Annotated in this window: 15 protein-coding genes; 4 read left to right on the top strand and 11 right to left on the bottom strand. The window is 49.0% G+C overall.

What is annotated here, in order from left to right:
- Window positions 1-33: 33 nt before the first annotated feature.
- Window positions 34-915 (top strand): DMT family transporter, encoded by an 882-nt coding sequence (locus F7D47_RS00280; RefSeq protein WP_153086404.1) that lies wholly within the window; start codon window positions 34-36, stop codon window positions 913-915.
- A 110-nt stretch (window positions 916-1,025) separates the two neighbouring features.
- Here F7D47_RS00280 and F7D47_RS00275 read toward each other — a convergent pair whose 3' ends face one another.
- The 3 genes from F7D47_RS00275 to F7D47_RS00265 all read right to left on the bottom strand — a co-directional run bounded on the left by F7D47_RS00275 (window position 1,026) and on the right by F7D47_RS00265 (window position 5,262).
- Entirely contained in the window at window positions 1,026-1,937 is a 912-nt protein-coding gene (locus F7D47_RS00275) for a LysR family transcriptional regulator (RefSeq protein ID WP_117586008.1), read from the bottom strand.
- A 178-nt stretch (window positions 1,938-2,115) separates the two neighbouring features.
- Window positions 2,116-3,567, bottom strand: coding sequence for a threonine/serine ThrE exporter family protein (locus tag F7D47_RS00270; RefSeq protein ID WP_194252638.1), 1,452 nt, complete (start codon window positions 3,565-3,567; stop codon window positions 2,116-2,118).
- 6 nt (window positions 3,568-3,573) lie between these two features.
- Complete coding sequence (locus tag F7D47_RS00265; RefSeq protein WP_118189829.1) at window positions 3,574-5,262, bottom strand: putative transporter; 1,689 nt, start codon at window positions 5,260-5,262, stop codon at window positions 3,574-3,576.
- 275 nt (window positions 5,263-5,537) lie between these two features.
- Between F7D47_RS00265 and mnmA the strand changes: the two genes are divergently transcribed.
- Window positions 5,538-6,617, top strand: a complete 1,080-nt coding sequence (gene mnmA / locus F7D47_RS00260) for a tRNA 2-thiouridine(34) synthase MnmA (protein WP_153086484.1) — start codon at window positions 5,538-5,540, stop codon at window positions 6,615-6,617.
- Between the two features lie 67 nt (window positions 6,618-6,684).
- Here mnmA and F7D47_RS00255 read toward each other — a convergent pair whose 3' ends face one another.
- The 7 genes from F7D47_RS00255 to F7D47_RS00230 all read right to left on the bottom strand — a co-directional run bounded on the left by F7D47_RS00255 (window position 6,685) and on the right by F7D47_RS00230 (window position 11,888).
- On the bottom strand, window positions 6,685-6,957 hold the full coding sequence (locus F7D47_RS00255; protein WP_117691669.1) for a DUF2442 domain-containing protein: 273 nt from the start codon (window positions 6,955-6,957) through the stop codon (window positions 6,685-6,687).
- Window positions 6,958-6,961: 4 nt separating this feature from the next.
- Window positions 6,962-7,252 (bottom strand): DUF4160 domain-containing protein, encoded by a 291-nt coding sequence (locus F7D47_RS00250; protein ID WP_117691667.1) that lies wholly within the window; start codon window positions 7,250-7,252, stop codon window positions 6,962-6,964.
- A 123-nt stretch (window positions 7,253-7,375) separates the two neighbouring features.
- Window positions 7,376-7,864: a low molecular weight protein-tyrosine-phosphatase gene (locus F7D47_RS00245; RefSeq protein ID WP_022121675.1), complete on the bottom strand. Its 489-nt coding sequence runs from the start codon at window positions 7,862-7,864 to the stop codon at window positions 7,376-7,378.
- A gap of 45 nt (window positions 7,865-7,909) precedes the next feature.
- Window positions 7,910-8,947, bottom strand: a complete 1,038-nt coding sequence (locus tag F7D47_RS00240; protein WP_228113435.1) for a hypothetical protein — start codon at window positions 8,945-8,947, stop codon at window positions 7,910-7,912.
- Window positions 8,884-9,444: a hypothetical protein gene (locus F7D47_RS14840; RefSeq protein WP_228113434.1), complete on the bottom strand. Its 561-nt coding sequence runs from the start codon at window positions 9,442-9,444 to the stop codon at window positions 8,884-8,886. Before F7D47_RS14840 ends, F7D47_RS00240 begins: the two co-directional genes overlap by 64 nt.
- A gap of 43 nt (window positions 9,445-9,487) precedes the next feature.
- Window positions 9,488-10,528, bottom strand: coding sequence for an HlyD family secretion protein (locus F7D47_RS00235; protein WP_228113439.1), 1,041 nt, complete (start codon window positions 10,526-10,528; stop codon window positions 9,488-9,490).
- Between the two features lie 49 nt (window positions 10,529-10,577).
- On the bottom strand, window positions 10,578-11,888 hold the full coding sequence (locus tag F7D47_RS00230) for a TolC family protein (RefSeq protein ID WP_228113433.1): 1,311 nt from the start codon (window positions 11,886-11,888) through the stop codon (window positions 10,578-10,580).
- 200 nt (window positions 11,889-12,088) lie between these two features.
- Between F7D47_RS00230 and F7D47_RS00225 the strand changes: the two genes are divergently transcribed.
- Window positions 12,089-12,964, top strand: coding sequence for a helix-turn-helix domain-containing protein (locus tag F7D47_RS00225; RefSeq protein ID WP_022121679.1), 876 nt, complete (start codon window positions 12,089-12,091; stop codon window positions 12,962-12,964).
- A gap of 33 nt (window positions 12,965-12,997) precedes the next feature.
- Complete coding sequence (locus F7D47_RS00220; RefSeq protein ID WP_153086401.1) at window positions 12,998-14,860, top strand: SLC13 family permease; 1,863 nt, start codon at window positions 12,998-13,000, stop codon at window positions 14,858-14,860.
- A 277-nt stretch (window positions 14,861-15,137) separates the two neighbouring features.
- Here the strand turns inward: F7D47_RS00220 and F7D47_RS00215 are convergent, their stop codons facing one another.
- Entirely contained in the window at window positions 15,138-15,440 is a 303-nt protein-coding gene (locus F7D47_RS00215) for a hypothetical protein (protein WP_153086400.1), read from the bottom strand.
- Window positions 15,441-15,557: the final 117 nt, after the last annotated feature.

Genomic DNA, 15,557 nt, shown 5'->3' with positions numbered 1-15,557 from the left:
AAGAAGTATAAGAAAAAAATAGTATTTAATCTAATGACAAGCAGTAATAAAGTTAAAGGCTTTGCGGCGGGTGTTGTTGCCGCAGTATGTTATGGTACCAATCCTTTGGGCACACTCGAGCTCTATGGCGACGGATTCAATTCCAGTTCCGTGCTCATCTACCGTTATCTCTTGGCGGTACTGATGTTTGCCGTGGTGATGCTGTTCCGCAAGGAGAGTTTCAAGGTGAAGTGGGGACACCTGATTCGTCTTGGCGTGCTGGGCTGCATGTTTTCGCTCTCATCAGCCACGCTTTATGTTAGTTTCCATTACATGGCTGCGGGTATTGCCAGTACCATCCTCTTCGTTTATCCTATTATGACGGCCATCCTGATGACGGTCTTCTTCCACGAGAAGGTAACGTGGTCTACCTCGCTTGCCATTCTTCTGGCGGTTTCGGGAGTAGGATTGCTCTATCAGGGCGATGGAAATGACAAGTTGAGCACGGCGGGTTTTGCCCTCGTCATGTGTTCATCCCTGCTCTATGCCCTTTACATCATCTCCATCAACCAATGGAAGAATCCGGGCATGTCGAACATCAAGCTTACCTTTTATATATTAGTCTTCGGACTGGTAACGATGTTCATCTATTCGTTTATTGCAGGCGAGCCGGTACAGATGCTTCAAACGCCTAAACAATGGCTCTGTGCTGCCCAGCTGGCTTTGTTGCCAACGGTATTGTCGCTTTTCTTCATGACCATCTCCATCAATCTTATCGGCAGTACGCCAGCCGCCATCATGGGAGCCCTGGAGCCTGTAACGGCCGTCATCATTGGCGTATGCGTCTTCGGCGAGAGTTTCTCTCTGCAGTTGGCGATAGGCATCCTCGCTATCCTGGCTGGCGTAACGATTATCATCGCAAGAAAGAAAGGGTAAAAGGGTAAAAAGAAGAAAAAATCCTCGCTCGAAAAAGAACTCGAACGAGGATTTTTTTTCTGTTCTAGCCGCAAGCAAATAGGCTCGCGAGCCGCCAGGCGTTAAGATGATTATCTCAGGATATCCTTCAGCGCAAAGTTGGCGAGGATGCTGGTGCTCTGGCTCAGCATGCGGATGAACTCCTGGGCTGAGTTTTTCATGTAAGCATCTTTCAGAATGTGGATGCAGCCATCCATTTCGTTGTCGGCAGCATCGATAGGAATCGCCTTCATGCCGTTCTGCAGAATGGTGGTCGATTCGGAGAGAATGGTCACCAGATTGCTGCGGCTCAGAAGGTCGAAGATGATGTTTACATTATTCACCTCTACCATAATCTTGTAGTTCAAATCTTTGCCCTCTACCATGTGATCAAAGGCGTTGCGTGCCTGCAGACCCTTGCAAGGAAGGATGAGGTCGTAACGCTCCAGATCGGAAAGCTTGACCGATGAAAGGCGCGCCAGCGGATGATTCACGTTCACGATGGCGGCAAGACGGTTGCTGAAAATAGCTCGGCTGTCTACCGCCTTCTCGTTCTTCAGAGGCTTGAAAGCCAGAACGAGGTCGAGTTCGCGCTTCTTCAGTCCGTCCATCAGTTCCTGCATGGTGCGGTATTGGATGTTGAGCTTTACATGAGGATAGGCGTGGAGAAAGGCGATGAGCGTCTCGGACATGATGTTGCTGAAGGAGAACGTTACGCCGATGTTCAGTTCGCCTGTAAGCATTTCCTTCAGATCGTTCATGTGGTCTACACAGGCTTCGGCAGAATTGACCGCGTTTTGGGCGTAAGGTCTCAATTCCTTGCCCGCCTCTGTGAGGTAAACCTCATGAGAATTGCGCTCGAAGAGAGGCAGACCTATCTCCTGTTCCAGATGCGAAATCTGCTGTGAGAGGGTGCTCTGGGTGATGTATAACTTGCGCGAAGCTTCTGAGAAGTTGAGCGTCTCGGCTACCTTCAAGAAATATTTCAGTTGTCGTATTTCCATATTGTTCCTTTATTGAATCTATCGGCTATAGAAATAACCGATAGCTAAATTTGGGTGCAAAGATAAAACAATTATTTTAATATCCCCATTTTTTGAAGAATAAAATGATGTTTTATCGCATCTCTACTTCTTTTTATCCGGTTATCATCCGATGAAAATCAGATTTCCAACCAAATGATTATTTGATTTCTACTTCGTGCAAATCTACGAATTCGCCATTCTTCTTCTTTCTTTCTACCAGCATATCCAACAGCTTGCGCTTGCGGTTGTCTGCGATGAAGCGGCGGAAGAATACGTTTGGAATTGCCACACCCAGGGCGATGCAGATGATGGCGAGCGAAGCCTTGATGAGGTTGTTCATACCCACGGTTACTTCGCCTACCACGCCATGCATGTCGATGAAGGCAAAGAGGGCACGATACATCAGAACTCCCGGTACCATTGGGATAACGCTAGGAATGGTGATGCATTGGTGAGGGGTATGGAACCAATGGCGCGCCTTGATCACGATGATGCTGATGAGCGCAGAACCGGCAAGCGAACCGATGCTCAGACCCATGTCAAGACCGATGTTGCCGTTAGATGGACCCAGGTTGACGAAATTGCGGAAGCATACGGCGATGATACCGCCCACAGCTACAACCGGCAACAGACGGCGAGGTATGCTGAAGATGGTAGAGAAACCCATGGCCGATACGGCAGCTGCGATGGCAAACTCCCAGTATTCGTGATGAGGAGTCATCGTAAGATCCTTCACGAAGTTGTCGATGTGGCAAACCTGGATGGCGAAGGCGATACCGAACGCCATCGCAAAGAGCATCAGCAGGGTGTTCAGGGCACGAACCATTCCCACCTCAATATATCCGTCGAGCATATCGCACACAAAGTTGATGAGTGGAACTCCCGGCACGATGAAGAGGGCGCACGCCATCAGCGGATGCCAAGGGGTATCTGAATGCATGAAGGCTGGAACCGCTTCGGCAATCGATGGGTTGAGCGAAAGAAATGAGGTGAGCCAGGCTATCAGAGTGGCTACGAAAGCCGAAATACCGATGGCTACATAGTTGTTGCAGCCCTTGGTTGGCAAAAACATTCTCAGGCGGAAACCCAGAATGGCTGCAAGCGAACAGAAGAAGAAGGCTGGCCAGTCGCAACCGAACTGGATGCAGAATCCGCCGCAGGCAAAACCGCCGCCGATGGCTACCTGCCAAGGGGTGAAGCTGCGTGGGGTGGCCTTGATGTCGTTCAGGGCCTGCTCATACTGTTCGAGCGAATAGTTTTCCTTGATGGCCTTCCAGGTGAGCTTACTTACCTGGGAAATAGAGGTGAGGTTGATACCGTGCTTCTCGCATCTCTGGAACTTGGAGAAGGAATGCTCCTCGTCGCTATAGTTTACCATCAGCACGTTCCAGTTGATGTAAAGGTGCATGTATCGCTCGTCGAGACCGAGGAAAGCTGCTGCACGCTTCATGGTTCGCATGATGCGGGATGTGTCGGCAGCACTCTCCATGAGAATGCTACCGGTACGTAATAATAAGTCGAGTTTTCTTCTGAGTTCTGATTCTGCTATTTCCTTGCAGTTGCAGTTGTCCTCTACGCAAGCGCAGGTTTTCAATTCTTTTTCTGTCATATATGTTTATCCAAATACAAAAATAATAATCTGAATGGTTACAATTCTGAGGAACATGGCGAATGGATATACATTCGCATAGCCTACTGTTGGCGCATCAGCCGAAGTCTGCTCACGTACGTAAGCCAGGGCAGATGGGTTGGTGTTGGCACCTGCCAATACGCCGAGTAATGTATAATAATTGATGTGGAACACGAGCTTGCCGATGATGCCGCCCAGAATGATTGGTATCATGGTGATGGCGATGCCGTAGAGTATCCAGGTCAGTCCGCTTTCTGATGCTACGGTCTGGATAAACTGTTCGCCTGTGCCGAGACCCACGCAAGCCAGGAAGATGCAGATGCCGATTTCGCGAAGCATCAAGTTGGCTGAAATGGTATTGTAGGTAACGAGGTTGTATTTCGGTCCGAAATAACCTATCAGAATGGCTACTACCAATGGGCCGCCGGTAAGTCCGAGACGCAGATTCTCGTTGATGCCTGGGATGAAGAACGGAATGTTGGCTACGATACAACCCAGCATGATGCCCAGGAAGATTGGGATAAGGTTAGGGTAGTTCAGACGTTTCATCTGGTTACCCAGCACCTTCTCGGTATGAGCGATGGCGAGTTCCTTGCCCACTACGGTTACGCGGTCGCCCAACTGGAGTTTCAGGTCTGGGGTTGCGATGAGGTCTACACCATTTCTGTTTACGCGGGTAATGTTGGCGCCAAGGTTGCTTCTAATCTGCAACTGGCTGATGCTCTTGCCGTTGATGCCCGGTTTGGTAATCAGAATTCGGCGGTTGATGAGTTCGCTGCTGAATTCCTCGTCCTTTACGTCAACCTTCTCGCCGAGCAGGGCGATGATAGGTTCTTCTACGGTAGGATGAGCCACAATCTGCAGAATGTCGCCCTCTTCTATCACGGTCTGTCCGTTAACCACCTCGTTCTGGCGTTCGCCGTTGTTACGGATAATCTTGGAAACCATGAAGTCGCGCTTCAGCAGATAGCGAATCTGCTTGACGGTATCTTTGAAAACCATCTGGTTAGAAACCTTTACGGCGAAGGTGTTCAGGGTCATCGCTTCAAGATGTCCCTTGCCTCGCTTAGCTTCATCCTCTTCCTTCTGCTTGTCTACGCGTAGCGCGAACCTTAATATAATGAAACTGAGGATAACGCCGAGCACACCCATAGGATAGGCGATGGCATAGCCGGCTGCGATGGATGGGGCGTCGATGTGGCGCAGGTCGCTGAATGCCTGCTGGGCTGCACCCAATCCAGGAGTGTTGGTTACGGCACCCGAAAGGATACCTGCCATAGAGGTGATGGATGTTCCCGAAAATGAGAAGATGACTAAGGTAGTAATGATACTCAGGGCCACAACGATCATGCTGAGCAGGTTGAGACTCTTGCCGCCGTTCTTGAACGAAGCGAAGAAGCCCGGACCTACCTCCAGACCGATAGAGTAGACAAAGAGAATTAAGCCAAATTCCTTGAGGAAGTGGAGCAGATGCTCGTCAAGGTTGAGAGAGAAATGTCCAAAGATAAGACCGATGAACAGAATCCAAGCCAAGCCCAGGGAAACACCTTTTACTCTGAGCTTACCTAAACACAAACCCAAGGCGATGACCAGCGAAAGAATCATCACAGAGTGGGCTACTCCGCCTCCCCAAAGGTCTGGGAAGCCATAAAATAGATTTTTTAAAATCTCCATTTTTCTTTATCTATTAATGTAAATACTGAATTTTCAAAAACATTCTTTCTTATCGATTTCTGAAATCGATTGCAAAGGTATAGATAAAAACGAAAGCAAAACTCGTTTTATGTTTAAAAGCTACGAATGCGGCTATAAGCGTTTTCTATAGTGAAAATAGGCTTTGCGGGCTTTTCTTTTCTCTTTCTTATGCATTTCTAGCCCTTTCTTTGCTCATTATATCAGTTTTTTTTCGTAATTTTGCAACCGGAATATTATAAACAGGAAAGAATATGCTGAATATTGACGAAATAAAAGATAAGAGAATTGCCGTGCTCCTTTCGGGTGGCGTCGACAGTTCGGTTGTGGTTTGGGAGTTTGCCCAGCTGGGCCTGCATCCTGATTGCTTCTACATCAAGATTGGTCCTGAGGAGAAAGAGGAGTGGGACTGCTCTTCGGAGGAGGACCTGGAGATGGCTACGGCTGTGGCTAGAAAGTATGGGTGCAAGCTGCAAGTGGTTGACTGCCATCATGAATATTGGAACGAGGTAACCCGTTATACGATGGAGAAGGTGAAGGCTGGTTTTACGCCTAATCCGGACGTGATGTGCAACCGCCTGATTAAGTTTGGTGCCTTCGATGAGAAGATGGGGCACAACTACGACCTCATCGCCACGGGGCATTATGCGCAGACCGAAACGGATGAAAATGGCGATAAATGGCTTGTCACGAGTCCTGATCCTGTAAAAGACCAGACCGATTTCCTGGCTCAGATAGAGAGCTGGCAATTGAAAAAAGCGATTTTCCCTATCGGCCATCATGTCAAGAATGAGGTTCGCGAGATAGCCGAAGAGGAGCATCTGATAAATGCCAAGCGCAAGGACAGCCAGGGAATCTGCTTCCTGGGACAGATAAATTATAATGATTATATCCGCCGTTATCTGGGCGAAAAGCCGGGCGATGTCATAGAGATGGAAACGGGCAAGCGCATAGGCGAGCACAAGGGTTTGTGGTTTCATACCATCGGCCAGCGCAAGGGCTTGGGCTTTGGCGGCGGTCCCTGGTTCGTGATTAAGAAGGATGTAGAGAACAATATCCTGTATGTGAGTCATGGTTATGATCCGCAGTCGGCATACAAGAAGGATTTTCCTCTCCATGATTTCCATTTCCTCACACGCGAGGTTGCGATGAAGAAGGTAACTTTCAAGATTCGTCATACGCCGGAATATCATCCTGCTACGATAGAAAAGCTGGAAGACGGCCGCTGGATGATTCATTCAGAAGAGGCGATTCATGGTGTGGCTCCCGGCCAGTTCTGTGTAGTTTATGATGAGCATCATCATCGTTGCTATGGCTCGGGTGAGATTACGGTATAAAAAGAAAAAGGGAGTATCATCAGCATTTTTTCATTTGCTGAATACTCCCAATATTTATAATTCTGTTTCAGGCATTTTGCTCGTGGGCATAATTTGCATAGTTGCCCAAAATCTGTTCAATATGGATTACTTCTGGACAAGAATCCCAAGTAAAGCCACCCCCCATGAGATACCAGTTGTTTCTTTCTTTTACTGGGACTTTTTTCATGCTTGGGAATGCAGAGATAGGCATCGTTATGGAACGGCCATCTTGCAGGGTAACTTCAAACTTACCTCTTTTGGGAAAGGATAAAGCCTTTATCTTTGGCTTCACATCCCAATAACCTTCTTTCTGATACATATTCTTACTCTTTTATTTTAATGATTTTTATTGTCTTACCTTTCTTGAACTGCTTCCATTGATGAAGTAATTTAGATTGGTATTTTTCTGCTATCTTAATCACTTCTTTGACCTGCTTATCTGTTAAGTCACCTTGTTTTGCCAATTCTATATTTGGCTCTAACCAAATTTTGCAGAGTTCTTCTGTCCCTCGTTTACCCACATGAACATGAGCTCTGTTTTCATGGAAATCTGTATTGTAAAACAGAAAGTTCCATATTATTTTGGCAGTTATATAGAGAAGTACTTTAGGCATAATTTAATATAATCTTATTGCTTTAACAAATCTATTTGCAAAGATACAAAGTTTTAGCGAAACAATAGCACTTTTATTGATTTATTTCTCTAAAAAATCAAACTGCATAGGAATTTATACTTTTTACCCTTCCCCGATAATGCTGTCCAGCAACTCTTGGCAGGCATCTTCGAGAAGCGTGATAACGAGCTCGAAGTCGCTATAGTCGCCATAATACGGATCGGGAACGGTGGTGTATTCGCGATGGTGGGTCAGGAAATCGGCCATGCGCACTACTTTCTTCCTATCAGACTCTGAAGAAGCCATGGAGGTAATGGCACGGTAGTTTTCGTTGTCCATTACCACGATGGTTTCGAAACGGGCGAAGTCTGACTTCTGGAACTGGCGGGCATGGCTGTTGAAATTGTAGCCATGCTCGGCGCCGCATTTGCGCATGCGGCTGTCGGGCAACTGACCTATGTGCCAGCTCCCGATGCCCGCAGAATCGATTTCAAACTCATCCTGAAGCCCTGCTTTTTCTACAAGACTCTTCATGATTCCCTCGGCAGCCGGAGAGCGGCAGATGTTGCCGAGGCAGATAAATAATACGGTATGTTTACCTTTCTTTGTCATGTTGCTAACTTTTTTTTGTTTGCAAAGTTAGCATAAATCTCTGTATTATGCAAGATTTTTCTTCATTTTTCTTCCCACAAAGTTCCAGGCAGGCATCTTCTTCAGGGTGCTGCGGATAGGCTGAATGTCCCAGAGCAGGAAGATGATGAGCACGCCGATGCCGATGAGACAGGTTAGGCCGTAGAGCTCGCGGATGCTGATCATCAGCAGGTTGCCGGCATCATAAGGCAGTCCGCGCGACATGTTTTCTGCCATCTGATGGCGAAGTCCGTAGCTGTAGAGTCCGGAGCACATCGCCGAAACAGGGCCGTTGCGGATGATGCCTGCCATCGTCAGTCCCATGAAGAAATGCTCAAACGGCATCAGCTCTTCCAGATAGATGGTCAACATGCAGAAGAAGATGGCGTTGCCGATGCTTCTGAGGAAGATGGGCAGATAGAGTGCTTCGATGTTGAGTCCCGGGTCGATGAGGAAATACATCATTACGGGATAACATACCATCGTTGCCACGCCTATCGTGAGCAGTTGGGTATATTTCTGATGGAGCACCTTGCACCAGAACAGGCAGAAGAGGCATCCGGCGATAGACCCCACCCATTCTACGAAGTTGAGCACATTGGTGGTAAACGTGCCGAAATGAAGCACGCCGCCCGTAAAGGCTGTCTGCAGCACCTTGGGCGTACTGCCCATAAACTCTACGAAGGCGAAGAGGATGAGCAGGGGGATGAGCCGTTTATACTTCCATGCCGCGGGAGCGATGAAAGGATGACGGATGTGGAGCATGCGCTGGATGCAGAAATAGCCGGTTATGATAAAGAGTACGACATCTATCTGCATGATCTTTGAATCGAGCCAGTTGTAATGCTCGCCGTAGGTGAAGAAGAAGATGAACTCCAGCATCCATGCCGACCAGAGGAAGCATCCCAGATAGTCGAGGCTGATGAAGGGCAGGGGTTTCATGAAGCGGAAGTCGTGGGTGGTGACATACACGATGAGTGCTACCAGCAGCAGGGCGCCTGTCATCGTCCAGTTGATGATGCGCCAATCCTGATATATATATAAATAAGGTGTTCGGTAACCCAAGGCGTGAAGAACATGTTTCCCAAAACCACGCTATAGAGCAGGGGGAAGAAGATGGTAAAATCGCGCTTGGGGGTCATCCACAACTGGATGTTGCTCATGCATTCGAAGGTTCCGCAGAGTTTAAAGAAACCTGCTAGGTAAGAGAGTATGCACATCACGGGAACCGAATCGGTCCACATGATGAGGAAATTGCAAGCCGCTATTACCAACGCCGCATTCAGCAGAAGCTGGCGGTTGGTAAAATGGAACTTCATCTTGAAGAGGAAGGGGAATGGCATCGCCACGCCCACCACGTTGAACATGACAATCATGAGCACGTCTTCTCTCATCAAACTGTACTCGCCCATCACCTGGCTCATGGCTCCTCCGTAAATTCCGCCCGACATCTGGAAGATGAAGGCGAAGAGGAGATAAATCCAAGGCTGCAACCGGCGAGGAATATATCCGTTGAACGAAGGGACGCGGAAGGGTCCCTGTAACATAGGAGGTCCTGGCATTTTTTTTAATTAATAATTGATAATTTATAGTTTATAGAACATTCTATTTGAGGCGAACCTTGGTTTCTACGTTCAGACCGGCACGGAGCAGGGCTACCTGTTTAGGGTCGTTATCGCGGGTGAGGGCGATGCGAACCGGTACGCGTTGTTCTACCTTGACGAAGTTGCCGGTGGCATTATCTACCGGAATCATGGAGTAGGCGTTGCCGGCAGCTGCAGAGAGTGCCTCTACCTTGCCATGGAATACGACACCCGGAATGGCATCGGCTGTAAAATCTACCGCCTTGCCCACCTGGATGCCGTCCATCTGGGTTTCACGATAGTTGGCTACTACCCATACATCGTTGTCATCCACGATGCGTGCCAACATCTGTCCTGGCTGAACCAGCTGTCCCTCGTGGATATCTTTCCTGCCCATCACGCCGTCGCAGGTAGCCACGATTACGGTATAAGAAAGGTTCAGACGAGCCAGATTGAGCTGAGCCTCAGCCACACTCTCGCCGGCACGCGAACCGCCCAGCTGCTGGGTCTGTACGTTGCGAACCGAGGCGGCACTTGCCTTCCGGCTGCTTGCCTGCTCATAACGTGCCTTGGCTCCCAGATAGCGGGCGTAGGCATTATCATATTGTTGGCGGGTTACCGCATCCTTCTTCATCAGGGCTGCAAAACGGTCGAAATCCTGCTTGGCGTTCATCATGTCTACACGTGCCTCTTCGATACCTGCCGAAGCCGTCTGCACGTTGGTAGTGGTGGTTCCCATGCTGGCTGATACAACCGAAGAACCTGCCTTAGAACCGCGCAGCCCAGCCTCTGCCTGAGCCACATGCAGGCGAAATTCTGAATCTTCGATAATGACGAGTGTATCGCCCTTCTTTACGTGCTGATAGTCGGAGAAACGGATTTCCTTGATAAATCCTGATACGCGCGTGTTGATAGGCGTAATGTGGCGGTTCACCTGGGCATCATCGGTATAAGCCACGTCGCTACCATGATAAAAATGGCTGAAGCACCAGCCGATGGCTCCTATAAAACAGAGGATGATAACTACATTATATATTCTCTTGATAATCTTCTTATTCATAATTTATGTTTGTTTTAATGTTCGAAAAAAGAGCAAATGAACTCTTCACTTCCTAAATTTCTCCCGCTACGTATTTCATGCGGTAATAAGCGTATACGATGTTGATGCGGGCGTCTACCTCGTTCAGTTCGGCGTTGAGCTTCAGGTTCGATGCATCCACCATGTCGGTTACCAGCGCCAGCTGACTGAGATAGCGGGCGTTCATCACCTCGTAATTCTGCTGCGCCAGTTCTACGCTCTTGCGTTGCGTTTCCAGTTCTACGTAGGTTTGCTGATATTGCACGTAGGCAGCCTGCACGTTGTTGTTCAGCTGTTCTGCCTGCAGGGCGTGGTTTTCCTTTGCCTGTCGGGTTTCTACGGCAGCCTGCTTGATGCGCTTGTTACTCTTGAAGAGCGAGCTGAGGCTGTATTTCACGCCTACGCCCACATACCATACGTTCAGATTCTTGTCTATCGGCGGCAACTCGAAGAGGATAGGTCCGTCAAAATTCTCGGCAGCCACCAGGGCCACTTTCGGCAGCAGGTCGCTCTTGGCAATCTTCTCCTTCTGTTCCGCTATCCTGATGGCGTTGCTGCTCTGTTCCAGCAGGGGCGAATTCATCGTGCCTGCCGTCTGCCAGTAAGCTTCGCCATCCTTGGCGTAAGCCTTGTCGGCAATCGTGGCGTCTGGAATAATCTGCATCTCCTGTCCCCCTTGTTCTCCCTGGTTCATGCCGAGCGTATTCAGAAGCTGGTGGTTCAGAATGCTGCGGTTGTTGCGTAGCGAAGCGAGTCCCAGCTTGAGGCTCTCCATCTGCAGTTCGTATCGGGTGATGTCGTTCTTCAGAGCCATTCCCTGGGTTTGTTTCGCCTTGATGTCGGCGATAAGCTGGCGGGTGAGCTCGATGTTTTTTTCATATACCTTGATGCGGTTGTCTATCTTGTAGAGGTCCAGATACTGTCCCAGGGCGACGAAGCGAGCCTGCTGACGGGTGAGTTTCACGCCCACCTCTGCCTGCTGCTTGCCCAGTTCGGCGAGGCGTATGCCTGCGTTGATGGCGCCACCAGCATAAACCACCTGCTGTGCCTGGAAGGCGAAATTATTGCCGAAGTGGGGCGATTTCAAACCTTGGGCGTTACTGAAGTCGCGGTCGGTCATCAGGGCGTTTCCGATGTAGCTGAAGGAGAGGGATGCATTGAGGTCGGGCAGTTTCTTGCTTTTAGCCGATTCGATTCCGATGCTGGCAGCTTCTACGCCCGATTTCGAGGTTCGTAGCGACTTGCTGTTTTCTTCGATTCTTTCGAAGAGTTGGGCGATGGTCATCCTGGTTTGAGCCACAGCCCATAGAGAGCCTCCCCAGATGAGAAGGCCTGCAATCATCATTTTCTTTATCATTCAAAAATCTGTTTTTTATTATTCTTTAAAAATTCTGTTATTTCATGAATTCGGGTGCAAAGGTACGGCGATTTTGGCGAATATCCGTTTTAAATTTTTCGTGCCGCATGGATTTTTTCGGAACAAAAGTTCTTTTTTCTCACATTATTTCCGTATATTTGCACGCAAAAAGCGAATAAAAGGTATTTATGGTAGAATTATCAGAACTGAACAGTTATCAGGAGGCCAGTCTTTTCTGCTCCGATTTGAGCGAGTGGCAGGAGGGTCCGCAGGTATTGACCTATGGAGCCATTCTCCTTTGCCGCAAGGGCAGGGCTGTGATGAATGTGAATTATAAGGATTGGGATCTCTATGAGGGAGCCGTCATCACCCTGTTTCCGAATGATGTGGTAGAGGTGAAGAAGGTGGAGCCTTCTGCTTCCTGCGAGGGAGATGCCTGTGCCGCCATGAATGCTTCGACCTTCGAAGTGGAGATGCTGAAATATAATCCATCTCTGCTGCGCGAAGCCAGTCTGCAGCTGGAACAGACGGTTTATTCAGCCCTGCGCGAGGACCGATGCCGGCAGGATTCGCCCGTGGTTACCCATATCATCGAGAGCATGTTTTCCCTCCTCAGACTCTATTTCGAGCAGCACGACTGTACCTGCATCTCGCAGCTGGTACTCTATCAGCTCAAGGCCTTCTTCATAGGGTTCCACGAATATCTGCAACGCAATCCGCAGAACTGCCCCGACGAGGTGAAATCTTACAGGGTGAGGGAACTCTTCAACCGCTTCATGATGCTCATGGAACGCGATTACAAGAAATCGAGAGATGTCAACTATTATGCCGAGCAGATGAACATCACCTCCAAGTATCTTTCGAATATCGTGAGGCAGGTAACGGGGCATACACCCAAAATCATCATCGACCAGTATGTGGTGCTCCAGCTGAAGATGCAGCTCAAGCGCTCTGCCCAGAGCATCAAGGAGATGGCATGGGAATATCATTTTGCTGATGCCAGCTTCTTCTGCCGCTATTTCAAGAAACATACCGGAATGACGCCGCAGCAGGTGAGAGAATGAATACAGTAATTATAAAATAAAAATTTTCAAAACATGACAACAACACTTATCATATTGCTTATTACGGTAGCCCTGTTCATCTGGGGCAGGGTGAGGGCCGACATCGTGGCGCTTACCGCCCTGGCTGCACTCCTGGTTCTGGGTATCCTGACACCTGCCGAGGCGCTGGCGGGCTTTTCTTCGCCCATCGTCATCATGATGATAGGACTCTTCGTGGTGGGTGGAGCTATCATGCAGACCGGACTTGCCAAGCTTACGGGCAATAAGCTCATGGCGCTCTCGCGCGGCAACGAAACCATCACCTTCCTGCTCGTAATGCTCGTTACCTCGTTTATCGGCGCCTTCGTGAGCAATACCGGAACGGTAGCCCTCATGATGCCTATCATCATGAGCATAGCTGCGGGCTCGGGCATGCAGTCGTCGCGTTTTCTCATGCCGCTCGCCTTTGCCGGAAGTCTGGGCGGAATGCTTACCCTCATCGGTACGCCGCCCAACCTGGTTATCGATGAAGTATTGACCGAGGGCGGTTATCAGCCGCTTGCCTTCTTCAGCTTCTTCCCTGTGGGCATCATCGTCATCGCCATCGGCATCATCGTGCTCATGCCGCTCAGCAAAATCTTCCTCAGCAAAAAGCAGAGCGGTAAGAAAAAAAAGCAGGGCAAATCGCTTGATGACCTGGTAGACGAATATCAGCTGCTCGATAATCTGCATCGCTACATCGTGCCTAGCCGCCGCCCTTCTGCCGCCCTCGACGAGAATGGCGAGCAGATGGATATCGTGGGCAAAACCCTGAAGAATCTGAGCATCCAGAAGAAATATGGCGTGAGTATCATCGAGATAAGAAACGAGAAGAAATCACGACTGGGACTGGTGAAGGATGTGAGCCAGAACATGGCGAAGAGCAGCAGCACCATTCAGGTTCACGATACCTTATATATAATAGGTGAGGAGGAGAAGATGAAACGCTTTGCCAGCGATTACGGCCTCAGGAAGATGAAGGATGTGAAGATTGATTTCTACGACTTGGGACTGACCGAAATCGTGGTGATGCCTACGTCTAATTTTGCCGGTCTGCGCATAGGCGATGCCAACCTGCGCAAGCGATTCGGCATCAACGTGCTGGGCGTAAAGCGTGGCGATGAATATATTACCGACAATCTGATAGCCACCAAGCTGCATGTGGGCGATATGCTCCTGGTGCAGGGCGAATGGACCAATCTGGCTCATCTGGCTAACGATACGAGCAACTGGGTGGTTATCGACCAGCCAGAGAAGACTGCCGACAAGGTGCTCTTGGATTATAAGGCGCCTGTGGCGGCTGCCATCATGCTGCTGATGATTGTGATGATGGTATTCGATTTCATTCCTGTGGCTCCGGTCACGGCGGCCATCATCGCCGGACTGCTGACCGTCTTTGCCGGATGTTTCCGGAATGTGGAGGCGGCTTACAAGACCATCAACTGGGAGAGTATCGTGCTGATTGCCGCCATGATGCCGATGTCTACGGCGCTTGAGAAGACGGGTGCTTCGGCCTTGGTTTCTCAGGGGCTGGTAGAGAGTTTGGGTTCGATGGGACCTACAGCTCTCTTGGCAGGCATCTACTTCACCACTTCTCTGATGACGATGTTTATCAGCAATACTGCCACGGCTGTGCTGATGGCTCCTATTGCCCTGGTGGCGGCCCAGCAGGTAGGTGTGAGTCCTTATTCCTTCCTCTTTGCGGTTACGTTGGGCGCCAGCATGTGCTTTGCCTCTCCGTTCTCCACGCCTCCTAATGCGCTGGTGATGAAGGCGGGTGGCTATACGTTTATGGATTACGTGAAGGTAGGTTTGCCTCTGCAGATTATCATCGGCGTTGTGATGACCTTCGTTCTTCCGCTCCTTTTTCCTTACTAAGGATTTTTGATATCAAAATAAAAGCCCCTGATGTTTTTCCCGCATTGGGGGCTCTTTTTTTATCGGGTTAAATCAGGCCTTTTTATTTTCCCAATTAGGGAGATTTTTTTCTCCAACTGGGCAAGTAATTTTGCGCGCTTTCTGAATCACGATGCAAAGATACGAAATCCCGTTTTGTCAGTTGTGCGATAGCGTGCGATGCTGTGCGATAGCGGAACATTTTCCGCTAAAATCTTTCAACAATAAACTCTAAACCCCTGAACTTTGTAAGTATGCTTCACATGCCCAGCTGTTCGTTAGCCATGGCCGTTCTGGATGAATGCAGGATTGGTGCCGTAGATAAGGTGGAAAACCGGAATCTCATGTCTGTATGCTCCGTTTTTTCCTTGTTGGCACCCTTCAGATGGCCCATTTGCCCGCACATTTCGTAAGATTTGTTGTCGGAATACATGAATCTTACGTCTGTGAAATGAGCCGCTAATGCCGGAATTGCCATCGGAATGAGCACTTCCTGCATGTCTTTTGATGCCTGAGAGATGGCAAATTTTACAAATTCAGTACCCTTACTGGGTTTTGGCATCGCCGGAGCGATGTTGCTAAAAATATTATAATCTATTGCTTTTTAGAGAGTTAAATCAAATTTCATGTTCATTTTTTCTTGCTTGCAGTCTCAGTCTCAGAGTCTCAGTTGTTTTTT

The sequence above is a fragment of the Segatella copri genome (assembly GCF_009494835.1).
Lineage (GTDB): Bacteria > Bacteroidota > Bacteroidia > Bacteroidales > Bacteroidaceae > Prevotella > Prevotella copri_F.
Note: the sequence above shows the minus strand (reverse complement) of the source record. Positions and strands in the feature narration are given on the sequence as shown.